Here is a 22,705-nt window from a genome sequence, read left to right on the forward strand (position 1 = left end):
GTCAGGCGAGAAGCCTGCTCAAGGTGATTTCCAGCGCCGTCCGCCAGTCCGGCATCACGATGCCATGCTGGCGGCCGAGCTTGGCGCCGTCGAGCCGCGAGTTGGCCGGACGACGCGCCGGCGTCGGGTACTCGGCGGTGGTGATCCGTTCCACCGTCGGTACCTTGCGGCCCCGCGCCGCGGCCGAAGAGAAGATCGCCTCGGCGAACTCCGCCCAGGTCGCCTCGCCGCTTGCCGCCAGGTGGAACACGCCGCGCAGGTCCGGATCCCTTGATGCGGCAAGGTTCCGCGCCACCGAGATCACCGCGTCGGCGATGTCGAGCGCCGACGTCGGCCGGCCGTGCTGGTCGTGCACCACCCGCACCACGTCCCGCGTCTCGCCCACCCGCAGCATCGTCTTCACGAAGTTGGCCCCGAACGGGCTGTAGACCCAGGCCGTCCGGAGGATCGCATGGTCGGGCGTCGCCGCTGCCACCGCTTCCTCGCCGGCCAGCTTGGTCGCGCCGTAGACGCCGAGCGGCCCCGTCGGGTCGCTCTCCACGTAGGTGCCGTTCTTGGTGCCCGCAAACACGTAGTCGGTGGACAGGTGCACCACCGGCACGCCGAGCGCCGCGGCCGCCGCGGCCACCGCGCCGGCGCCCTCGGCGTTCACCGCGCGCGCCAGCGCCGGTTCGCTCTCCGCCTTGTCGACGGCGGTGTAGGCCGCAGCCGATACGATCACGTCCGGCTCCGCCGCCCGCAGCGCAGGCAGCACGTTCGCCGGATCGGCAAGGTCGAGCTCCGGCCGGCCGACGGCGACCACCGTCACGGCGGCGGTGGACGCGCGGTCGAGGAGAGACTGGACGACCTGGCCTTCCCGGCCTGTCACGGCGATGCGCATCATGTCCTCACGTCTTGTCCGGTTCCAGCACGCCGAGACGTTCGCCGGCGTAGCCCTTGCGCAGGGGCCCCCACCACCAGTCGTTCTCCAGGTACCATCGTACCGTCTTTTCGATGCCGCTCTCGAAGTTCTCCTGCGCCCGCCAGCCGAGCTCGGTCTCCAGCCGCGTCGCGTCGATCGCGTAGCGGTGGTCGTGCCCAGGCCGGTCGACCACATAGGTGATCAGGTTCTCCCGCGGCTGGGCCACCGGCTTCAGCGCGTCGAGCACGGCGCAGATCCGCTTCACCACGTCGATGTTGCGCCGCTCGTTGCGGCCGCCCACGTTGTATTTCTCGCCCGGTCGACCGCGCGCGGCGATCAGGTCCAGCGCCCGCGCGTGGTCCTCCACGTAGAGCCAGTCGCGGATGTTCGAACCGTCGCCGTAGACCGGCAGCGCCTTGCCGTCCAAGGCGTTGAGGATGATCAGCGGGATCAGCTTCTCCGGGAAGTGGTAGGGCCCGTAGTTGTTCGAGCAGTTGGAGACCACCACCGGCAGCCCGTAGGTCCTGTGCCAGGCGATCGCCAGATGGTCGGACGCCGCCTTGGAGGCGGAGTAGGGCGAACTCGGGTCGTAGGGCGTCGTCTCGGTGAACAGCCCCTCCGGGCCGAGCGACCCATAGACCTCGTCGGTGGAGACGTGCAGGAAGCGGAACGCCTGCTTGTCCGCGGCCTGAAGCCCGGCCCAGTAGTGCCGCGCGGCCTCCAGGAGCGTGAAGGTGCCGACGATGTTGGTTTCGATGAAGTCCTTCGACCCGGTGATCGAGCGGTCCACGTGGCTTTCCGCCGCCAGGTGCATGATCCGCGTCGGCTTGAAGTCCTCGATGGCCGAGACGATCGATGCCCGGTCACAGATGTCGATCCGGGCGAAGCGATGGTTCGGCGCGTTCTCGATCACCTTCAGGGAGGCGAGGTTTCCGGCATAGGTCAGCTTGTCCACGGTCAGCACTTCGGCCCCCACCTCGCTGACGAGATGGCGGACCAGCGCCGACCCGATGAAACCCGCGCCTCCGGTGACGAGTACCCTCATGAGCAATCCTAGTTGAGTGTCCGACCGGTCCGGTCGCTTGGGTGTCAGTTGGCGCGGAAGGTCTCGGGCAGGTCCCTCAGCCGAGGCAGGCGTCCGTCCTTGGCCGAGAGCACGACGCCGGCCGTGTCCACCGGCCAATCGATCTGGAGGTCCGGATCGTTCCAGAGAATCCCGCCGTCGTCCGTCGGGCTGTAGGGGTTGGTCACCTTGTAGGCGACCTCGGTATCCGCCTCCAGGGTGCAGAACCCGTGCGCGAAGCCGACCGGAACCCAGAGCTGACGCCCGTTCTCCGCCGAAAGCGTCTCCGCCACATGGCGCCCGAAGGTCGGCGAATCCACGCGGATGTCGACGGCCACGTCGAGGATCGCGCCGCGTAGGCAGCGCACCAGCTTGCCCTGCGCCGTGGGATGTCGCTGGAAATGCAGGCCCCGGACGGTTCCTTTCGGGCGGCTCAGCGAATGGTTCTCCTGCACGAAGACGATCGGGCCGACCTCCCGCGAGAACACCTCCTGTCGGAAGGTCTCCATGAACCAGCCCCGTTCGTCGGCAAACCGCTTCGGCGTGATCAGGACCACGTCGGCGAGGTGGGTTCGTTCGAAATTCATCCGTTGGAGACGCCCCGAGCCCGTTGAAAAAAAAGCTGCCACGGCCGCGATCATGGCGCAAACATCGGCCAGTTCTGCCAGACATCCCCCGGGCATGCAACCGTCGCCCGCTGCCGCGGATCGGTAGATTGTCCGTAGTATGAACGAGCCGAACGGGTCCTTGTCAGACCGTTGACGCGATCCGCTCCGACACCACCTTCCGCCACCGTTCCCAACTGAGGTCGCGGTCGTAGTGCTGGCCCACCTGGGCGCGGAACACATCGTACGCGGGTCGCTCTCGCCACATCCGCTCGATATGGCTCGCGACTTCGTCGAGCCCCGTGTCGGGGTGCAGCAGCCGACCTGTCCGTCCGTCCAGCAGCGCGTTTCCAACGCCGCCGACGTCATAGGCTATCGAGGGGACCGAAAGCGCGCTCGCCTCCACGAACACCACGCCGAAGGCTTCCGCCTTGCTCAGCACCAGCAGGGTGAAGCTGTTGGAGAGAAGCTCCAGAAACCGGTCCAGTTCCTCGTCCTTGACGATCCGGCCGTGGAATTGGACGTCGAATGGCGTTTCGCCCACCGGGTTGGTCGGCGGACCGACGATGTGGAGCTCCACCGGTACTCCGGTTTGATGCAGCCGGTTCGCCACGTCGACCACCTCCGGCCCGCCCTTGCGCGTCCAGTCGAAGCCGATAAACGTCAGGCGGCAGGTCTCCTCCGTGTAGGACGGCTTGCGGTGGCGGTCGATCACCGGCCGGGGCAGGCCTGCGCCGTATCCCACCACCGCGATCCGCTCCCGCGGGATGCCGTAGTTCTCGTTCAAGGAGGCCGCGCCATGCTCCGCCGGCAGGAAGAACCCGCAACAGCGCCGCGCAGCCGCCCTTTCGATCGCCTCGTAGTGGCCGATCATGAACCGCGGGCATTGCGAGTAGTCCAGATAGTGCTCCGCATCCCGCAGCGCGCGGAACGTCGTCCCGGTCATGTGGAACACCTTGATGCGGCCGGGGACGTAGGCCACGTAGTTCGCGCAGGACGTCCCGAACACGAAGTCCGCCCGGAGCAGGATCGCCGCGATCCAGATCACAAGCCCGTTCAGCCAGGCGTTGGGCAGCGTGTCGGAGGAAAGGAAGCGCACGTCCTTTTTCAGGAAGCGCTGTGATCCCCAGGAAACCAGTCGCATCAGCCGGTATTCGACCGCGTGGACGATCCGCGAGTACCAGTCGATCGAGACGACGTCGAAGTCCTTCTCCAACTCGGTACGCGCATGCCACGTGATGCCGGACCAGGTCGTGATCGACTTCGTCGGGCCACGCGAAACCAAGAGCAGTCGTTTGCGGGGGCTCGCCATGTTCGATAGCTTTCGGGGCTAGGGAAGACAGCGACGCGAGCGCGCAGTCGGGATTCGGGTCTGGTACGACCTTGCCGGACAGGTCTGCCAGTTCGGGACACGCGATGAAAGTACTAACATGTGCCATTGTTGGAAAGTGTCTCTGACACCTCCCTGACTAGGCATAGAGGTAGACGTGACAGAGCGTGCCGGCCGCCGCCAGGATTCGCGCATGCTCCCGGCCCGCATCGCCGAACGGCGAACGCCCGGAAACCAGCCCGTCGAGGCTGTCGTCGGCCAGAAGGCGGAGCGCCGTCTCCAGCCGCCGGCGGTGGTTCCAGCGCCGTGATCGGCCGACAGGCAGAAGGCCGACCTGCGACGACACCAGCCTCAGGCGGCGGGCGTGGAAGGCCGCTCCCAGCGGCACGGTCACCGGGCGATCCCCGTACCAGCTCGCCTCCACCACGAGCCCCTCCAGGCCGACCACCGCCAGCGCGCAGGCCAGTCCGGTCTCCGAGGCGCTCGCGTGGATCGCCACATCAGCGTCTCCTGGCAGCTCCTGCGGCGGGCGGAACTCCAGCCCCAGTGCCGCCGCGATGGCCGCCTTGCCAGCATCGATATCGGCGACAGTCACCTCCGTCCCCGGGATCGCCGCCGCCAGTCGCGCCGCCAGAAGCCCCACGACGCCGGCCCCGATCACCGCCACCCGGTCGCCCGGGGCGATTTGCGCGTCCCAGACGATGTTGAGCGCGGTCTCCATGTTGGCGGCCAGCACGGCGCGCTCGGCCGGCACGTCGTCAGGCACCGGCGTCACCGCGCCGGCCGGCACCACGAAGCGGTCCTGGTGCGGATGCAGCGCGAACACCATCCGCCCCCGCAGCGCCTCCGGACCCGCCTCCACCAGTCCCACGGCCGCGTAGCCGTACTTCACCGGAAACGGGAACGCGCCGTCCTGGAACGGCGCGCGCATGCCGGTCCACTCGCTCTCCGGCACCCGGCCTTCCAGCACCAGCCGTTCCGTGCCGCGGCTGACGCCCGACGCGATCGTGCGCACCACCACGTCGTCCGGCCCGCTCTCGCAGAGGGTCTCCCGCCGGATCTCCGCCCGGCCGGGTCCCGTGATCCACAACGCCGATGCTTCGCCCATCCCTCAAAGCATCCGGTAGAGCGTGGCGTCGCGCCGGAGCACGTGGTGGAACAACACGCCGCCGAGATGCAGCGCGAACAGCACCAGGATGGAATAGCCCACGACGATGTGCGCCTGTTTCAGAACCGCCCCCAGCGCCTCGTCCTTGCCCACCGGGCTCCACACCTCCACCAGCCCGAACCAATGGAACGGGAAGCCGAAGGCGTTGGTCATCAGGAAACCCAGCAGCGGCTGCGCGATCAGCGCCACGTAGAGCAGGGCGTGCACCACCGCCGCCGTCCTGGCGAAGATCGCCGGCATCGGCACCTCCGGCGGCGGCGGCCAGACCAGGCGGAACAGGAGCCGTGCCAGCATCAGCCAAAGCACAAGGAAACCAAAGCCCTCGTGCAGGAAGTAGAATCCGTTCTTGAAGTCGTCCTTCACGAACTTGATCACGAAACCGACCGGCCAGACCCCCAGCACCAGCGCCGCGACCGCCCAGTGGAGCAGGCGCGCGGTCGGTCGATAGCGGTCGACAGTAGGCAGCAGACTCGGCGCGACCATGCTCTTCCCCTCCGTTGAGCTGACAGGGAAGACTACACGAAAACACGCACCGAGGGGCAGGGGGAACGCGAAGCTCCCCCGCCGGCAAGCGTCAGCCCGGCCAGAGCGCCGCGGCGTCCTCCTCCGTCAGCACGGCCGGCTGCACGCAGGTCTCGGCCACCTCCACCACCCGGCCCTCGGTCGCTGCTTCCAGCGTCCCGAGCATCACGGCGAGCGTATGCAGCGCGAGATCGCCGGACGCCCGGTGCGGCCGCCCTTCGCGCAGGCCCGCCGCGAGGTCGGCGATGCCGACGCCGCGATAGTTCGCCAGCCGCGGCTCGGCCGCCGGCCAGTTGACCCGGCCCAGCGTCTCCCCGCCGACATCGATCGCCGTCCAGTCCCCGGCCGGTTCGGCCACGCTGATGACGCCGCCGAAGAAGTTGGGGTCCGGCACCCGGATCGAGGCTCGCGTCCCGTGCAGCTCGATCGGCAGTTGTCCGTGCGCCCACACGTCCCACGACGCCAGGAACACGACGTCGGCACCGTTCTCGAAGTGGTAGAGCGCGTTCACCGTGGTCAGCGTCTCAACGCTGATCGTCTGCCCGCGCATCGGCCCTTCCGAGGTCACGAGCCGTTCGCGCCGGCCGATCTGCCCGGTCGCGCGGATCGACTTGATCGGGCCGAGCAGCGTCACCAGCGTGGCGATGTAATAGGGGCCCATGTCCAACACGGGCCCGCCGCCGGGCTTGAAGAAGAATTCCGGGTTCGGATGCCAGTGTTCCATGCCGCGGCCGAGCACGGTCGCCGTGCCCGTCACCACCGATCCGATCGCCCCGTCGTCGAACAGCCGCCGCGCCCGCTGCACGCCGGCGCCGAGGATGGTGTCCGGCGCCGAGCCCACCCGCAGCCCCTTGGCGGCCGCCGCCGCCACGATCGCCCGACCGTCGGCGAGCGAGGTCGCCAGCGGCTTCTCGCCGTAGACGTGCTTGCCCGCCTCGATTGCCCGGAGCGACACCTCCGCGTGCGCGGCCGGCACCGTCAGGTTCAGGATCAGGTCCACGTCGTCGCGCTTGAAGATGTCGTCCACCGGCACGGCCCGCACGCCGTGCTTCTCGCCCTGGGCGCGCGCGGCCTCGGGCTTCAGATCGGCCACGGCCGTCACCGCCGTGCCCCGGAAGCGCGGCAGGTTGGTCAGATAGATGTCGGAGATGTTGCCGCAGCCGACGATACCGATACGCAAGGTCATCGCGTTCCCCTCAACCCTTGAAGCTCTTGATCGCGGCGGCGCTGCGGGCGGCGAACCGCTCGTAGTCCGACGGGTTGTCGTGCTCGGCGACCGTGATGCGCGCCGCGGTCTTCACCACGTCGGCCCACAGCGCCGCCCACGGCACGACGCCGTCGCCGACGTCCGCCCATCCGTCCTCATCCGCATTCTGCCCGGCCGGCGCGATGTCCTTCACGTGCACCGACACGATCCGGTCCGCGTATTCCCGCAGCCACTGCTGCGGATCGGCGCCCGCCCGCGCCACCCAGGCGACGTCCAGCTCCAGCATCACGGAGGGATGCGCCAGCACGTGCCGGATCGGCATCGAGCCGTCGGGAAGCGCCACGAATTCGAAGTCGTGATTGTGCCAGGCGAGCGTGAAGCCGAGCGGCTTCAGCTTGTCCGCCACCGCGCCGAGCCGCTCACCGAGCGCGATCCAGCCCGCGGCGTCCGTCGGCCGCTGCTCCGGCGGTAGCCAGGGCGCCACCATGATCGAGATCCCGAGCGTGCGGGCGATCGCCACGGCCGCGTCCAGGTCCTTCTCCATCAGGTCCAGCGCGAAGTGTCCGCTCACGCAGGAGAGCCCGTTGGCGTCGAGCGCCGCCTTCAGCGCCGGAACGTCGCCGTAGACCGCGCTGAACGGCTCCACGTTGGTGTAGCCGAGCCGCGCCAGCGTCTTCAGTTGCGCCTCCAGCGGCGGGAAGTTGCGCGACGTGTAGAGCTGGTAGGAGAGGGTGTGTTCGAGTGCCATTTTGTTGTTGTCTCCCGATGGATTCCGATGCCGCCCGGATCTTTCCGGACCAGGTCGGAGGAAGGGTCAGAGCCGGTCGCCGCTCGCCTTGTCGAACAGCGACGCCCTGGTCAGGTCGAGCCCATAGGCGAACGGCTCGCCCACATGGAAGTGCTTCTCCGCGTCCACGCGCACGGTGATCGGCAGGCCGCCGAGCTCGCTCCACACGATCGTGTCCGCGCCCGTCGGCTCCAGCAGCGTGACCTTGTCGGTCACCCAGTGCCGCCGGTCCGCCTCCGGCTCCGGCGAAGCCCCGCCCACCGCGATATGTTCCGGCCGCACGCCCAGCGTCACGGGTCGTCCGGCTTCCGGCGCCGCGCCCGCGAAGCCGTAGCGGCCGAGCGGCACCACCGTCCCGTTGATGTTCACCGCCGGGCCGCCGTTCGCCGCCGTGATCGTCCCGTCCAGGAAGGTCATCGCCGGCGATCCCAGGAACCCCGCGACGAAGCGGTTCACCGGCCGGTTGTAGATCTCGTGCGGCGCATCGAGCTGCTGGATCACGCCGCCCTTCATCACCGCGATCCGGTCGGCCAGCGTCATCGCCTCGATCTGGTCGTGAGTCACGTAGATCATCGTGTTGCCGAGGCTGTGGTGCAGCTTCTTGATCTCCACCCTGAGCTCCGCGCGCAGCTGCGCGTCGAGGTTGGAGAGCGGCTCGTCGAACAGGAACACGTCCACGTTCCGCACCAGCGCCCGTCCGATCGCAACCCGCTGCCGCTGGCCGCCGGAAAGCTGCCCCGGCTTGCGGTGAAGCAGCGGCTGGATCTGCAGGATGTCCGCCGCCCGCGCCACCCGCTTGTCGATCTCCGCCTTGTCCATGCCCGAGACGCGCAGTCCGAACGAGAGATTCCGCTCCACCGTCATCTGCGGATAGAGCGCGTAGGACTGGAACACCATGCCGATGCCGCGGTCCTTCGGCTCGGCCCAGGTCACGTTCTTGCCCTTGATGAAGATCCGCCCTTCGGTGATGTCGAGCAGCCCCGCAATGCAGTTGAGCAGCGTCGACTTTCCGCAGCCGGACGGCCCGAGCAGCACCAGGAACTCGCCCTCCTGGATGTCCAGGTTGAGCTGCTTGAGGATCGTGAGCGTTCCGAAGCTCAGCGACAGGTCCTGCACGGACACGCTGACGTTATGCTTGTTCATGTCGGATCAACCTTTGACCGCGCCGGCGGCGATGCCGCGCACGAAATACCGGCCCGAGAGGAAGTAGATGATCAGCGGAACGGCCCCGGTGAGGATCGTCGCGGCCATGTTGACGTTGTATTCCTTCACGCCCTGCGTCGCGTTGACGATGTTGTTCAGCTGCACCGTCATCGGATAGTTCTCCGTACCGGCGAAGATCACGCCGAACAGGAAGTCGTTCCAGATGCCGGTGACCTGCAGGATCACTGCCACCACGAAGATCGGCAGCGACATCGGCGCCAGCACCTGCAGAAAGATCTGCCAGAACCCGGCTCCGTCCACCCGCGCCGCCTTGAACAGCTCCACAGGCAGCGCTGCGAAGTAGTTGCGGAACAGCAGCGTCAGGATCGGCATGCCGAAGATCGTGTGCACCACGATGATCGCGGTCAGTGTCCCGAAGATGCCGAGTTCGCGCATGATGATCACCAGCGGGTAGAGCATCACCTGGTAGGGAATGAACGAGCCGATGATCAGGATCGTGAAGAACACCTCCGAACCCTTGAACTTCCAGTTCGACAGCGCGTAGCCGTTCACCGATGCAATGGCGATCGACACGATCACGCTTGGGATCAGGATCTTCATGGAGTTCCAGAACCCGACCTTCAGCCCCTCGCAGTAGAGGCCGGTGCAGGCGCTGTCCCAGGCGGTCACCCACGGCTGGAAGGTGATTTCCATCGGCGGCGAGAAGATGTTGCCGAGCCGGATCTCCGGCATGCCCTTCAGCGAGGTCACCACCATCACGTAGAGCGGCAGCAGGTAGTAGACGGCCGCCACGAAGAGGCCGGCGTAGATCATGAAGCGGCTCGGCGAGAGCCTTCTCGGACGGGCGCCGCTCGGTTCGACAGACGTCACGGACATGGGGATCCTCCGGGGGACGAGCGGCCGTCAGGCCCGCTTCTTCGGGCCGTATTCGATGTAGATCCAGGGGATCATGATGGTGATCACGACGATCAGCATGATCGTCGAGGCCGCAAGCCCCTGGCCAAGGTTCCCGCGCGAGAACATGAAGTCGTAGACGTATTTCGCCGGCACCTCCGACGAGGCGCCCGGTCCGCCGTTGGTCATCGCGATGACGAGGTCGTAGAGGCGCACGATGCCCGACCCGATCAGCACCAGCGTCGTCACGAACACCGGCTTCATCATCGGGATGATCACCGAGACGTAGACACGCCACGCCGGGATGCCCTCAACCCGCGAGGCCTTCCAGATCTCCTCGTCGACGCCCCTCAAGCCCGCCAGCATGATCGCCATGACAAGCCCGGTTCCCTGCCAAAGCCCGGCGATCAGCAGCGCGTAGATCACCGTGTTGCGGTCGGAGAGGGGGGCGAAGCTGAACGTCTCGAACCCCAGGCCCCGCACCACGTGCTCGATGCCGAACGTCGGGTTCAGGATCCACTGCCACACCAGCCCGGTCACGATGAACGACAGCGCGAAGGGATAGAGGAAGATCGTCCGGAACACGTTCTCGAACCGCACCTTCTGGTCCAGCAGCGCGGCGAGCAGGAAGCCCATCGTCAGCGAGAAGAAGATCGAGAACACGCCGTAGATGGCGATGTTCTTCAAGGACACGATCCAGCGGGAGGTCTTGAACAGACGCTCGTACTGCGCAAGCCCGACGAATTCGTTGACCGGAAGCGAGTTCGAACTGGTGAAGGAGTAGCCGATCGACCAGATCGAGCACCCCACGAAAACCACCAGGGCGGTCAGGATCATCGGCACGGCCGCGATCTTGGCGTTGAGATTCCGGGTGAGACCCGAAGGCCGGCGATCGCCGCTCATGGCTTCGCTCCATCCCTGCTCATGGCATGCGGCGTGGCCGGCGCGCCGCCTGTCCTTCCGCCAGGGCAAACCTAGGCGGAAGGACGTCTGCGGCCGGCCACGGGTTGGTCAGCCCCTCCCGGGGAAGGGAAGCATCACTTCGCGGAGGCGATGATCTCGGAGAACTTCTCCAGCGCCTCGTCCACGGTCATCTCGGGCGCGGAGAAGAACTCCGCCGCGAGATCCTGGATCTGGCCCTGGGTATCCGAGGAGAGCAGCTGCTCGTTGGACGGCAGCACGGCGCCTTCCTTGGCCAGGATCGCGATGCCCTTCTGCATGCAGGCGTTGGCGGCGGCCATGTCGATGTCGCCGCGGATCGGCAGCGAGCCCTTCTTCAGGTTGAAGGCGACCTGGACTTCCTTGGAGACCAGCAGGCTGGCCAGCTTCAGCTGCGCTTCGGTCACCGCCGGGTCGCTGTTCTTGGGGAAGTAGAAGGCGTCGCCGCCGGTATCCAGGATCTCCTTCTCGCCGAGGCCGGGAAGGCAGTCGTAGTCCGTGCCGGCGACCTTGCCGGCCAGGCCGAACTCGCCCTGCGCCCAGTCACCCATGATCTGCGCGCCGGCCTTGCCGGTCAGCACCAGGCCGGTCGCCTCGTTCCACTGCCGGCCGACGAAGCCGGGATCGGCGAACGAGCGGGCGGCTTCCATGCCTTCCCAGACCTTGCGCATCTCCGGGCCCTTGGCCGCCTCGGCGTCCTTGTCGCGGGCGATCTTCAGGAACAGGTCGCTGCCGCCGAGCGCCACGGTGAGCACGTTGCGGATGCCTTCCACCTGCCAGCCGTCGCCGGTCGCCAGCGGAATGAACCCCTTCTCCTTCAGCTTCGGCGCTGCTGCGACGAACTCGGTCCAGGACTTCGGCGGCTCCACGCCGGCTTCCTTGAACACGTTCGGGTTGGTCCACATCCACTGCCAGGAGTGGATGTTGATCGGCACGCAGTAGACCTTGCCCTCGTACATGCAGGCGTCGAGCAGCTTGGACGGACGGATGAAGTCCTTCCAGCCTTCCTTCTCGGCCAGCTCGGTCAGGTCGGTCATCAGGCCGGCCTTGATCAGGTCCTCGGCGTCGCGGCCGGTGTTCAGCTGCGTGGCGCCCATCGGGTTGCCGCCGGTGATGCGGCTGATGATGATCGGGCGCGCGGTGTCGCCGGAACCGGCGATCGCGCTGTCCTTCCAGGTGCCGCCGGCGGCGGTGAACGAGTCGGCCAGAACCTTCACGGCGGCGGCTTCACCGCCGGACGTCCACCAGTGGGTGACCTCCAGGTCGGTTGCAGACGCGGGGGCTCCGACGAGAAGCGCGGTGCTGGTGGCGAGGGCTGCAATGAGTGAACGCATGATGGTTTCCTTCTCCTCCGGATTGTTGTCGCTCCGCTTGCCGGGACGTTGAGGACGTGCCGTTGCGGGAGTCCGTTTTTGCCGAGAGGGCAGGGGCAGGCCCCCAGCCTCACCGGACGATGGCCGATGTCGCCGCAGCCGCCCAAGGGGGGCTGCGCCGTCGGGCCTGATGATCAGGATTCAGCGGGACGATGTTGCCACATTGGAAAGCCACTCGGACGGTTCGCGCAGATGGCGAATCTTGACGTGGTCCATGCGGTCCTCCCGACGTTTTTCTTCCAAGCCGCGGCACTCCCTCCGCGGACTTCAATCGATTGATGTAATCGATTACATAAATGGTACACCTGTGGCTTTCCGCTGGCAAGGGTTTTCTGCGCGATCCGAAAATAGTCGTAAAGAGCCGGAAGACGTCACAGTTTCGCCAACCGGGCGGCGGCGTTGCGCTAAGATGCGGGAATCGGCGGCGACGGGGGTGGTCAATGGCGAAGATAGGGGATGTGGCTCGCAGGGCCGGTGTTTCGACGGCAACGGTAAGCAGGGCGTTGAGCAACCCCGACAGCGTCCGCCCGGAGACCAGGAAGCTGGTCCTCGACGCCGTCCGCGAGCTCGGTTACACGCCGAACGCCGCCGCGCGCAACCTGCGTGCCGGCCGCAGCCGGATGCTGCTGACGGTGGTTCCGCTTCTCTCCAACTCCTTCTTCGCCCGGATCGTTAGTGGCATCGACCAGGAGGCCTCGCGGCGGGGCTACGGCACCATCATTTCCGAGGAGAGCCCCGACTCCGTGGAAAAGCAGGCCCACCTCCTCGACCTCGCCGCCGCCGGCCTGTTCGATGGCGTCCTGCTCCTCTCCGCGCTGATGCCGCGCGTCGGCCGCCGCAGTCTGGCCGACATGGGCATGCCGCTCGTGCGCGTCTGCTCCCGCCGCGAGCCGGGCGCCGGCGCCGTCCTGCTGGAGGAGCGCGAGGCGACCCTGATCCAGACCCGTCACCTGCTCGGGCTCGGCCACCGCCGTTTCATGTACATCTCCGGCGGCGCCGGCAACATCAACGATATCCCCCGCTACGAGGGCTTCTGCGAGGCGATCGCCGAGGCCGGCCTTCAGCCGGACCAGCAGATCCGCGTGGAGGGCTTCTTCGATTTCGCCAGCGGCACCGCCGCCGCCCATCGCTTCCTGGAACTTCGGGCCGAGGGCAGGGCGCCCACGGCCATCGTCGCGGTTGGCGACCAGATGGCGATCGCCTGCATGAAGGGCATCCAGGAAGCCGGCCTGCGCATCCCCGAGGACGTCTCCATTGTCGGCTTCGACGGCATCGACTTCACCAACTACTGCCAGCCGACGCTGACCACCATCGTCCAGCCCGCCGAGGACATGGGCGCCGCCGCCGCCGGCCTGCTGATCGACATGCTCCAGGGCGAACGCGACCCCGGCGAGATCGTCTTCCCCGCCACCTTGCGCGTCGCCGGCAGCACCGGCCCCGCGCCCGCCGGTTAGACCGGCCCGCCGCCTACACCCGCCGCCCGGCCACGTAGGTCGCCGCCACCGCGCGGTCGTCGCCCATCGTCATCAGCACGAACAGCTCTTCTTCGAGGTCGCCGCGCACCGCTTCCATCCGGTGCGCCATCGCCGGCGTCGCGTGGGCGTCGAGCACGATGAGATCCGCCGCAAGCCCCGGCTCGATCCGGCCGATCTCCGTCGCCTCGCCGATCGCCTCGGCATTCGCCCGCGTCATCTGGTCGAACGCCTGCAGCGCCGAGAGCTTCTGCCCCCGGAGCTGCATGATCTTGTAGGCCTCTGCCGCCGACTGCAGCATTGAGTAGCTGGTCCCGCCGCCGACGTCGGTGGCGAGCGCGATCCGCACCGGCGCCGGCCCGCGCTCCAGGCCGTCGTGGTCGAACAGCCCCGACCCGATGAAGAGGTTGGACGTCGGGCAGAACACCGCCACCGACCCCGTCGCATGCATCCGCGCGATCTCGTCCTCGCGCAGGTGGATGCAGTGGCCGAGCAGCGTTTTCGGCCCCAGCAGCCCGTAGTAGTCGTAGATGTCGAGATAGCCGGCCCGCTCCGGGTAGAGCGCCCGCGCCGTCTCGATCTCCTTCAGGTTCTCCGACATGTGCGTCTGCAAGAGGCAGTCCGGGTTCTCTCGTTTCAGGGCGCCGGACGCCTCCAGCTGCGCCGGCGTCGAGGTGATCGCGAAGCGCGGCGTCACCACCACCCGCTGCCGACCGCGCCGGTGCCAGGCCTTGATCACCGCCGTCGTATCCCGGTAGCCGCTCTCCGCCGTGTCCAGAAGCCCCTCCGGTGCATTGCGGTCCATCATCGTCTTGCCGGCGTGCATCAGTGTGCCCCGACGTTCGCTCTCCTCGAAGAACGCCTCGATCGCCTCCCGGTGCACCGACCCGTAGACCACCGCCGTCGTCGTGCCGTTTCGCAGCAGCTCGTCGATGAAGAACCGCGCGCCGGCCTCGGCGAAGGCGCGGTCCGCGTAGCGCAGCTCGGAAGGGAACGTGTACTTCTGCAGCCATTCCATCAGCTGCGCTCCGTAGGACGCGATCACCTGCGTCTGCGGCAAGTGAATATGGGTGTCGATGAACCCGGGCAGGATCAGCTTGTCGCCGTGGTCCTCGACACTGACGCCGGGCCCCTGGAAGCCCTGCAACGCACCGGCGTCCTCCACCGCGGTCACCCGCCCCCCTTTCACCACGACGATCCCGTCCTCCAGATAGCGGTGGCTCCCCGCGTCCCCGGGGCCGTCCGGCCGGCGGTGGAAGGAAAGGATGCGGCCGCGCAGGATGGATCTGGTCTGGTCTGGCATGGGATCTCCCGATCGATCTCGTCCAGGGTCAAGACCTATCCCACCCACCCGGCGGAGGCAAAGGGCCGGCTCTCGCAAGGCCGACAACAGCCGTCTCTGGTGACAGATCGTCACGGACGCCCGCCCGAAAGGCCGCCGAAGCCCGGGTGCAGGCAGCCGCTCGCCTCGTTTTTCCGGCCGATTAGAAAAACCGAAAACCCGGCACAGAAATTCTGCAGCCCGCCACCCTTCCCCCCGCGGGAACCGTCATGCACCCTCCTCGTCAAGATGAAAGCCGCCACGGGACGCGCGCAACAAGCGCCCGGGCGGCGGGAAACGCGCTCCAAGGGGAAAGATCAGTCATGTTGAGCGATATCGAGATCGCCCGGTCCGTGAAGATGAAGCCGATCGCGGAGATCGCCGGCAAGCTCGGCATTCCCGACGACGCGCTGATCCAGCACGGCAAGCACATCGCCAAGATCGACCACGCCTACATCAAGTCGGTCCAGGATCGCCCGCGCGGCAAGCTGGTGCTCGTCACTGCCATCACGCCGACGCCGGCCGGCGAGGGCAAGACCACCACCACCGTCGGTCTCGGCGACGCGCTGAACCGCATCGGCCGCCGCGCGGCCATCTGCCTGCGCGAGCCCTCGCTCGGTCCCTGCTTCGGCGTCAAGGGCGGCGCGGCCGGCGGCGGCTACAGCCAGGTCGTGCCGATGGAGGAGATCAACCTCCACTTCACCGGCGACTTCCACGCCATAACCTCGGCCCACAATCTCCTGTCGGCCATGCTCGACAACCACGTCTACTGGGGCAACGAGCCGAAGATCGATGGCCGCCGCCTTACCTGGCGCCGCGTCCTCGACATGAACGACCGCATGCTGCGCAACCAACTGAACGGCCTCGGCGGCACCACCAACGGCTTCCCCAAGGAGGACGGCTTCGACATCACCGTCGCCTCCGAGGTGATGGCCGTCTTCTGTCTGTCCAAGGATCTCAAGGACCTGGAGGCGCGCCTGTCCCGCATGGTGATCGGCGAGACCGACAAGAAGCAGTTCCTCACCGCCGACGTGGTCGGCGCGCCCGGCGCCATGGCCGTGCTCCTGAAGGACGCGCTGCAGCCCAACCTCGTCCAGACGCTGGAGGGCAACCCCGCCTTCGTCCACGGCGGCCCCTTCGCCAACATCGCCCACGGCTGCAACTCGGTGATCGCCACCGAGACCGCCCTCCGCCTCGCCGACGTGGTGGTCACCGAGGCCGGCTTCGGCGCGGACCTCGGCGCCGAAAAGTTCATGGACATCAAGTGCCGCAAGACGGGCCTGACCCCCGACGCGGCCGTCATCGTCGCCACCATCCGCGCCCTCAAGATGCACGGCGGCGTCGCCAAAGACGAGCTCTCCAAGGAGAACCTCGCGGCTCTGGAGGTCGGCTTCGCCAACCTCGCCCGCCATATCGAGAACGTCGGCAAGTTCGGCGTCGAGGCCGTCGTCGGCATCAACCGCTTCGCCTCCGACACCGACGCGGAGGTCTCGCTGCTCCTCGCCCTCTGCGAGAAGGCCGGCGCCAAGGCCGTCATGTGCACCCACTTCGCCGACGGCGGGAAGGGCGCCGAAGCGCTCGCCCACGAGGTCGCCGCGATCCTGGACGCGCCCCGCAAGGCGCCCTTCAAGACGCTCTATCCCGACGACCTCGGCCTCCTCGCCAAGGTCGAGACGATCGCCAAGGAGATCTACCGCGCGTCCGGCATCGAAGCCGACCCGAAGGTCAAGGCCAAGGTGAAGGACTATGAGGCCAAAGGCTATGGCCACCTGCCGGTCTGCATCGCCAAGACGCAGTCGTCCTTCTCCTCCGATCCCAACGCCAAGAACGCCCCGTCCGGCCATGTCCTGCCGATTCGCGAGGTGCGCCTCTCCGCCGGCGCCGAGTTCGTCGTCGTCATCTGCGGGGACATTATGACCATGCCGGGCCTGCCCAAGGTGCCTGCCGCGGTCAACATCCGCCTCGATGCAGACGGACAGATCGTCGGGCTCAGCTGAAAAGCCGCACGCTCCTGCAGAAACCTGAAGGCCGGGCGCATCGCGTCCGGCCTTTGCACTTGAACATCGTGCGCGCAGGCCACACCTCTGCAAAACCGACGCTTCGGTTAACCCTGGATTGCGGAAGTCCGGGGGGGTTCGATGGTCAGTTCAGCCGCCTTGTGGTAGATGATGACCATCGATTTATTCTCGGATCGATTTTTTACTGGCCGTGCCGAAGTCATGATCTCCCAGAAGGCGAAATACGCATTCAAGGCGCTGGTTGAACTGGGCTCAGTCCCCCGCGGCCAGGCCATGCTCATCGAAGAGATCGCCACGCGCGCCAACATCCCGCGCAAGTTTCTCGAGCATATCCTGCTGAACCTGAAGCACGCCGGCGTCATCTCCAGCCGTCGCGGCAGGGGAGGCGGCTATGTGCTGCTGAAGGACCCGGCGGAGATCACCATCGGCCACGTCCTGCGCGTCATCGACGGCCCCATCGCCCCGCTCGGCTGCCTGTCCCGCTCCGCCTACCGGCCTTGCGCCGACTGTCCGGACGAGGAGATCTGCGCAGTCCGCAACATCTTCGGCGACATCTTCGCGGCCACCATCATCCTGATGGACGCGACGACCCTGGCCGACGCGGTGCGCAAGTCGACCCGGCACGATGACGACGCGGCCACCACGCCGGCCACCATCCTCAACGACATGCTGGCCAACTGAGGTCGGCCGTCGGCCCGGCGCGAGCAGCAACCGGTTCCGTTCCGACCTACATGTACTTGAAGCGGGCGTAACGCGGATCGTGCGTCTCGTGGATGTTGATCCTGTCCCCCACGAACTGCACGCCGATCTCGTTCACCGTACGCCAGACGACCTCCGACCGTTGAAGCGAGCCGTCGGACTGGTCGTAGAAGAAGAAATCATTGGGGATTTCCGCGGCGTTCTCGGACTTCAGCCGAACGCCTTTCGGCGTCAGATCGCGCACGATGCAATCGATTGTATAGCGAAAGTCGCCGTAGACGGCCTTGCCTGCCTTAAGCGTTCGCCTCCGGTTATGTTCGCGACGCTCCTGCATCTTCGAACTACAGCCTCTTTCCTCGGTTTCCGACAACTTTTCTGAAAACCCTGTGTTCCACGCTACCGCGGCTGAGTTAAGCAATCCTTTAGCGGTTATTGACAATTCGATGATTGCGCAAAGATCGAGAGGTAGACTGATGAAAACTTGAAGCATCTGCCGCCTCGGCGGATTTTCTACATCCGCGTTAGGATTTTTTTTGTCCGCTGATGCTCTAGTCCAGACAAAGCGATTGGGAGAGGCAGGTTGCGGCGCGGCGTCAGGGTCAAGCTTCAGAAGGCGGGTCTGGCAATGCTCTCGGCCCTCCATGCCGACGAGTGGTACCCGCCGGGCATCCTCTGGAATGGCGGCGTCCTGATGTTGCACCGGGTGCGGCCGCAGCCGGACCACCCGTTCCAGCCCAACGCGAACCTTGAGATCACACCCGATTTCCTCGACCGGGCCCTCACGATCCTCCGTCGCCGGAAGGTCTTGGTGGTTAGCCTGGAGGAGGCTGCCGACCGTCTTCGCCGCGGCTTGCAGGACGAGCGCTACGTCGCCGTCACGCTCGACGACGGCTACCGCGACAACCACGACCACGCCTGGCCGGTCTTCCGCGCCCACGAAGCGCCTTTCACGGTTTTCGTCGCCACTGGCATGGTGGACCGCACGGCGAACGCCTGGTGGATGACCATCGAGGAGGTGGTGCGCCGCAACGATGAGGTCGTCGCCACCTTCCCCGACGGGGACGTGCGTTTCGCCTCCGCCACCCCTTGCCAGAAGCGCAAGGCCTTCCTGAGCATCGCCGGAACCGTCCTTGCCATGGACGAACCCGGTCGCGAGGCCGTTGTCCGGCCCCTTGCCGCCGCGCACGGCTTCTCCATTGCCGACATGCTCGCCCGCGAGATGATGGACTGGGACCAGGTCCGCGCCATGTCTGCCGGCCCGCTCTCCTCGGTCGGCGGCCACACCGTCAGCCATCCCGCGCTCGCCCGCCTGTCCGATGCGGACGCCGAAACCGAGATCCGCGGCGGCCTCGACCGCCTGGAGGCGATGACCGGCCGGCGGCCCACCACCTTCGCCTATCCCTATGGCGACGACGACGCGGTCAGCTGCCGCGACGTCCGGCTCGCCGCCCGCTTCGGGTTCTCCGTGGCCGTCACCACACGGCGCGGCATGCTCCGTCCCGAGCATGCCTGCATGAACACCGACTGGCCGCGGCTCTCCCTCAACGGCCACTTCCAGTCCGACCGCGAGTTCGAGATCCTTCTGTCCGGCGTGCCCTTCGCCCTGGAACGGCTGGGCTGGCGCTCCTTGCCCTTCCTGCGCCCCACCGGCCGCGCCGCGTTGCCCGCCCGCTCCGCCTGACGCCCGCCGCGCCGGTCCGGCACCACTTTCGAACCGTTCCAATGTTTCGCCAAAGCCGCTTTTTTACTTGACCGTAAGGCTCAGGTTTAAGAGGCTCGCGCCGTTCTTCGATGTCGGGGCCTTGAACCCTTTCGATTGGAGGCGGAGATGAAGTTTTCGACGGTCCGGATCCGGCCGCTGCGTCGTCGCGAGGGTTTGTCATGGCGATAGCATTGGCCATCGGGCGCAACGCGCCTGTGCTGGCGCGCCAGCCCGAACGGCTTGTGGTGGAGGGACTCCGCCATTGGCTCAACGGATACTCCACCGGCAGCATCGATTGCTGGGAACTCGGCTGGGAGCTGTTCGCCCGCGAGATCGGGCCGCGCGACGCCCGGCGCCTGCTCGGCGAACTGTCGTGGTGGGTCCGTGAGATCCGTCGTGCGGCCGGCAAGCCGCTCGCCTGTTTCCCCTACGGCTGCCAGTGCATCTGCCGGGATGAGTGCTTGGCTCTGACACTCGTGGCCGCCGCCCAGAACGGCGACGCGGACACCATTGCCGGCGCCGCCCGTCATCTGGTTGGAGAGGAAGCCACCGATACTGCTCTGGCGGCGACCCGCGGGTTCGGCGAAGCCCTCGACGAACTTCATCAGCGCCTTCTGCCGATCCCGATGTGGGTGGTCGACGACATTGCCGAGCGCCCGCCGCTCACCAGGGTCCAGTAACCGGCCGGACCGACGAGGTTTCAGCGCCGTTCGCCTCCACGGCCGGCGGCTCGATTGTCAAAACGGGGAAAAGTCATGAAGAAGCTTCTGAAGGCCTCGGCCGCCCTTGCGGCGATGCTGTCCACCGGCCCGGCCCTTGCCGCCGAGATCACCGCCAGGGACGTAGCCAAGACATACGCCGACATCGGCGAGGCGGCCTTCGCCGACAGCCTGGAGACCGCCAAGGCGTTGGAGGCGGCCGTCAAGGCGCTCGTCGCCAAGCCCACCGCCGAGACGCTCGCCGCCGCCCGCACGGCCTGGATCGCCGCCCGCGTTCCCTATCTCCAGACCGAGGTGTTCCGCTTCGGCAACCCGATCGTCGACGATTGGGAGGGCAAGGTGAACGCCTGGCCACTGGATGAAGGCCTGATCGACTACGTCGACGCCTCCTACGGCACCGAATCCGACGCCAACGGCCTCTACACCCTCAATGTCGTCGCCAACCCCTCGATCCGCATCGAGGGCGACGTCATCGACGCCTCCGTCATCACCGCCGACCTGCTGCAGGACAAACTCCAGGAAGCGGCCGGCGTGGAAGCCAATGTCGCCACTGGCTATCACGCCGTGGAGTTCCTGCTCTGGGGCCAGGACGTCAACGGTACCGGACCCGGCGCCGGTAACCGTCCCGCCACCGACTTCGATCCCGCCAACTGCACCAACGGCAACTGCGACCGCCGCGCCGCCTACCTCCAGGCCGCCGCAACTCTCCTCGTCACCGATCTCCAGGAAATGGCCGCGAACTGGAAGGAGGGCGGGGCGGCCCGAGCCCGCGTCCTCGAGGGCGACGGCTCCACTGGCGTCGCCTCCATCCTCACCGGCATGGGCTCGCTCTCCTACGGCGAACTCGCCGGCGAGCGCACCAAGCTCGGTCTGATGCTGCACGATCCGGAGGAGGAGCAGGACTGCTTCTCCGACAACACCTTCAACGCCCACTACAACGACGTCGTCGGCATCCGCAACGTCTACATCGGCGAGTACACCCGCATCGACGGCTCCAAGGTCGAGGGTCCGTCCCTCTCCGACCTCGTCAAGGCCAAGGCCCCGGATGTCGACGCCGAACTGGCCGCCCGGCTTGAAGCCACCTACGCCGCCGCGGCCGCCCTCAAGCAGCGCGGCGAGACCGTCGAGGCCTACGACCAGATGATCGCGGAGGGCAATGCCGAGGGCAACGCCGTCGTCCAGGCGCTCGTCGATGCCCTGGTCGCTCAGGTGCCCCCGATCCAGCGCGCCGTCTCCGCCCTTGGCCTCGGCGATATCGCTTTCGAGGGCTCCGACAGCCTGGACAACCCATCCGCGGTCTTCCAGTGATCGTAGACCGGCATCGGGACTGAAGAAGGGGCTTCGTGGTGCGTCATCGGTGGGCTCTGCTCGTGCTGACCTGCCTGCCGGCGGCTCTGCTACCGGTCGGGGTGGGGCTCGGCAACGGCCTGCTCGCCCACCGCGAAGACCTGGACGACCGTGACCGGGCCCGTGTCGCCAAGGTCGTCGCGCCGGCCTTCGACTTCACCGACGGCGAGCCCTTCGAGGCACTCGCCGGCGGAGCCGCCACCACCCGGACCGTCCCGACCGAGGACGCCTTCACCCAGCCCTCGGCCAACCTCCCCGACGAGCGCCGCCAGACATTCATCCTCGGCCATGCCTTGTTCCGGAAGACGTGGGTCTCCTCCCCGTCCTCCACCCAGGCCTCCGACGGACTCGGGCCGCTCTTCAACGCACGCTCATGCGAGCAATGCCATGTGAGGGATGGCAGGAGCAGGGCGCCCGGCGAGCACGGCGGTCCGGGCTTCGTCCTGCGCCTCTCCATCCCCGACGGCGAGGGCGGAACCACCTTCGAACCGACCTATGGCTGGCAGCTTCAGGACCGCGCCGTCCCAGGTCTCCCCGCCGAGGGCCGCGTTACGGCTACACCGGTCGTTTCGACGACTACACGCGCCGGAGAAGCCGCTACACGTCTCGAAAAACGCGACTACACCATCACGGAAGAATCCGCCGGTGCGCTGCATCCGGAAACACAGATATCCCCGCGCGTCGCCTCCCCGATGATCGGCCTCGGCCTCCTGGAAGCCATTCACCCCGGCGACATCCTGGCCAACGCCGACCCCGACGACCGCGACGGGGACGGCATCTCCGGGCGGCCGAACATCGTCGAGGGCAGGTTGGGCCGCTTCGGCTGGAAGGCCGCCGAACCCGACGTCCCGACCCAGGTTGCGGCCGCGTTTTCCGCAGATCTCGGCCTTTCCACGCCGCTCCGGCCCGACCCCGCCGGCGACTGCACGCCCGCCCAGGCCGCCTGCCGCTCGATGCCGGATGGGGTCCAGGCCCGCCTCGGATCGGACGAAGTGCCGCAAGATGTTCTTGAACTCGTGTCATTCTACGCCCGCAATGTCGCTGTACCTGTCCGGCGCACCGTGAAGGACCGCACGGTCCTTGCCGGCAAACAGGTCTTCTACGAGGCGGGATGTCAGAAATGCCATACTCCGAAGTATGTGACGCGGCGAGATGCTCAGTCACCTGATCATTCATTTCAACTGATCTGGCCTTATACGGACTTGTTGCTGCATGACATGGGTGATGGACTGGCCGACAACAGGCCGGAGGGTGCCGCGAATGGACGGGAATGGCGCACGCCCCCGCTTTGGGGTATCGGACTCACCCACCGGGTCGAGCCCGACGCCGGCTTCCTTCACGACGGCCGCGCCAAGACGCTCCTGGAAGCCGTGCTCTGGCACGGCGGGGAGGCGGAGGCGGCCCGAAACCATGTGGCGTCGCTCGATCCGGATAGCCGCAACGCATTGATAGCATTCCTGAATTCTCTCTGAGA

At 67.1% G+C, this 22,705-nt stretch carries 21 protein-coding genes; 7 read left to right on the forward strand and 14 right to left on the reverse strand.

Translation table 11 applies throughout. The features are described 5' to 3' along the window. Position 1: 1 nt before the first annotated feature. The 12 genes from rfbD to HZ321_RS20485 all read right to left on the reverse strand — a co-directional run bounded on the left by rfbD (position 2) and on the right by HZ321_RS20485 (position 11,914). Positions 2-880, reverse strand: coding sequence for a dTDP-4-dehydrorhamnose reductase (rfbD, locus tag HZ321_RS20430; RefSeq protein WP_181704345.1), 879 nt, complete (start codon positions 878-880; stop codon positions 2-4). A gap of 7 nt (positions 881-887) precedes the next feature. Next, a complete protein-coding gene (gene rfbB / locus HZ321_RS20435; RefSeq protein ID WP_181704265.1) occupies positions 888-1,946 on the reverse strand; it encodes a dTDP-glucose 4,6-dehydratase in 1,059 nt (352 codons plus the stop codon). 44 nt (positions 1,947-1,990) lie between these two features. After that, the gene (gene rfbC / locus HZ321_RS20440; RefSeq protein WP_181704266.1) at positions 1,991-2,551 is read right to left on the reverse strand and encodes a dTDP-4-dehydrorhamnose 3,5-epimerase; all 561 of its coding nucleotides are present in this window, start codon (positions 2,549-2,551) and stop codon (positions 1,991-1,993) included. A gap of 163 nt (positions 2,552-2,714) precedes the next feature. Then, positions 2,715-3,881 (reverse strand): glycosyltransferase family 4 protein, encoded by a 1,167-nt coding sequence (locus HZ321_RS20445; protein ID WP_181704267.1) that lies wholly within the window; start codon positions 3,879-3,881, stop codon positions 2,715-2,717. A 157-nt stretch (positions 3,882-4,038) separates the two neighbouring features. Beyond that, positions 4,039-5,007, reverse strand: coding sequence for a zinc-dependent alcohol dehydrogenase (locus HZ321_RS20450; RefSeq protein WP_181704268.1), 969 nt, complete (start codon positions 5,005-5,007; stop codon positions 4,039-4,041). A 3-nt stretch (positions 5,008-5,010) separates the two neighbouring features. After that, on the reverse strand, positions 5,011-5,550 hold the full coding sequence (locus HZ321_RS20455) for a cytochrome b (protein ID WP_181704269.1): 540 nt from the start codon (positions 5,548-5,550) through the stop codon (positions 5,011-5,013). 91 nt (positions 5,551-5,641) lie between these two features. Further along, complete coding sequence (locus HZ321_RS20460) at positions 5,642-6,775, reverse strand: Gfo/Idh/MocA family protein (protein ID WP_181704270.1); 1,134 nt, start codon at positions 6,773-6,775, stop codon at positions 5,642-5,644. 10 nt (positions 6,776-6,785) lie between these two features. After that, positions 6,786-7,544 (reverse strand): sugar phosphate isomerase/epimerase family protein, encoded by a 759-nt coding sequence (locus HZ321_RS20465; RefSeq protein WP_181704271.1) that lies wholly within the window; start codon positions 7,542-7,544, stop codon positions 6,786-6,788. A gap of 66 nt (positions 7,545-7,610) precedes the next feature. After that, on the reverse strand, positions 7,611-8,726 hold the full coding sequence (locus HZ321_RS20470; RefSeq protein ID WP_181704272.1) for an ABC transporter ATP-binding protein: 1,116 nt from the start codon (positions 8,724-8,726) through the stop codon (positions 7,611-7,613). 6 nt (positions 8,727-8,732) lie between these two features. After that, entirely contained in the window at positions 8,733-9,623 is an 891-nt protein-coding gene (locus HZ321_RS20475; RefSeq protein WP_181704273.1) for a carbohydrate ABC transporter permease, read from the reverse strand. 27 nt (positions 9,624-9,650) lie between these two features. Next, positions 9,651-10,544 carry a carbohydrate ABC transporter permease gene (locus HZ321_RS20480; protein WP_181704274.1) on the reverse strand — a complete coding sequence of 298 codons (894 nt, stop codon included), beginning with the start codon at positions 10,542-10,544 and terminating at the stop codon, positions 9,651-9,653. A 134-nt stretch (positions 10,545-10,678) separates the two neighbouring features. Further along, positions 10,679-11,914, reverse strand: coding sequence for an ABC transporter substrate-binding protein (locus HZ321_RS20485; RefSeq protein ID WP_181704275.1), 1,236 nt, complete (start codon positions 11,912-11,914; stop codon positions 10,679-10,681). A 479-nt stretch (positions 11,915-12,393) separates the two neighbouring features. Between HZ321_RS20485 and HZ321_RS20490 the strand changes: the two genes are divergently transcribed. After that, the gene (locus HZ321_RS20490) at positions 12,394-13,407 is read left to right on the forward strand and encodes a LacI family DNA-binding transcriptional regulator (protein WP_280514518.1); all 1,014 of its coding nucleotides are present in this window, start codon (positions 12,394-12,396) and stop codon (positions 13,405-13,407) included. Between the two features lie 13 nt (positions 13,408-13,420). On the opposite strand, the gene guaD is transcribed toward HZ321_RS20490, so the two are convergent. Then, on the reverse strand, positions 13,421-14,728 hold the full coding sequence (guaD, locus tag HZ321_RS20495; RefSeq protein WP_181704277.1) for a guanine deaminase: 1,308 nt from the start codon (positions 14,726-14,728) through the stop codon (positions 13,421-13,423). A 341-nt stretch (positions 14,729-15,069) separates the two neighbouring features. Between guaD and HZ321_RS20500 the strand changes: the two genes are divergently transcribed. Then, positions 15,070-16,743: a formate--tetrahydrofolate ligase gene (locus HZ321_RS20500; RefSeq protein WP_181704278.1), complete on the forward strand. Its 1,674-nt coding sequence runs from the start codon at positions 15,070-15,072 to the stop codon at positions 16,741-16,743. Between the two features lie 222 nt (positions 16,744-16,965). Next, entirely contained in the window at positions 16,966-17,445 is a 480-nt protein-coding gene (locus tag HZ321_RS20505; protein WP_181704346.1) for an RrF2 family transcriptional regulator, read from the forward strand. A 46-nt stretch (positions 17,446-17,491) separates the two neighbouring features. On the opposite strand, the gene HZ321_RS20510 is transcribed toward HZ321_RS20505, so the two are convergent. Beyond that, complete coding sequence (locus HZ321_RS20510) at positions 17,492-17,707, reverse strand: hypothetical protein (protein WP_181704279.1); 216 nt, start codon at positions 17,705-17,707, stop codon at positions 17,492-17,494. A gap of 336 nt (positions 17,708-18,043) precedes the next feature. On the opposite strand from HZ321_RS20510, the gene HZ321_RS20515 reads away from it, so the two are divergent. The 4 genes from HZ321_RS20515 (at position 18,044) to HZ321_RS20530 (ending at position 22,703) form a co-directional block, all read left to right on the forward strand. Continuing rightward, positions 18,044-19,144, forward strand: a complete 1,101-nt coding sequence (locus tag HZ321_RS20515) for a polysaccharide deacetylase family protein (protein ID WP_181704280.1) — start codon at positions 18,044-18,046, stop codon at positions 19,142-19,144. A gap of 200 nt (positions 19,145-19,344) precedes the next feature. Then, entirely contained in the window at positions 19,345-19,845 is a 501-nt protein-coding gene (locus HZ321_RS20520; RefSeq protein ID WP_181704281.1) for a hypothetical protein, read from the forward strand. 87 nt (positions 19,846-19,932) lie between these two features. Continuing rightward, positions 19,933-21,192, forward strand: coding sequence for an imelysin family protein (locus HZ321_RS20525; RefSeq protein WP_425305423.1), 1,260 nt, complete (start codon positions 19,933-19,935; stop codon positions 21,190-21,192). Positions 21,193-21,230: 38 nt separating this feature from the next. Further along, positions 21,231-22,703 (forward strand): di-heme oxidoreductase family protein, encoded by a 1,473-nt coding sequence (locus HZ321_RS20530; RefSeq protein ID WP_425305424.1) that lies wholly within the window; start codon positions 21,231-21,233, stop codon positions 22,701-22,703. Positions 22,704-22,705: the final 2 nt, after the last annotated feature.

Source organism: Chthonobacter albigriseus (genome assembly GCF_013839445.1).
Taxonomy (GTDB): domain Bacteria; phylum Pseudomonadota; class Alphaproteobacteria; order Rhizobiales; family Pleomorphomonadaceae; genus Chthonobacter; species Chthonobacter albigriseus.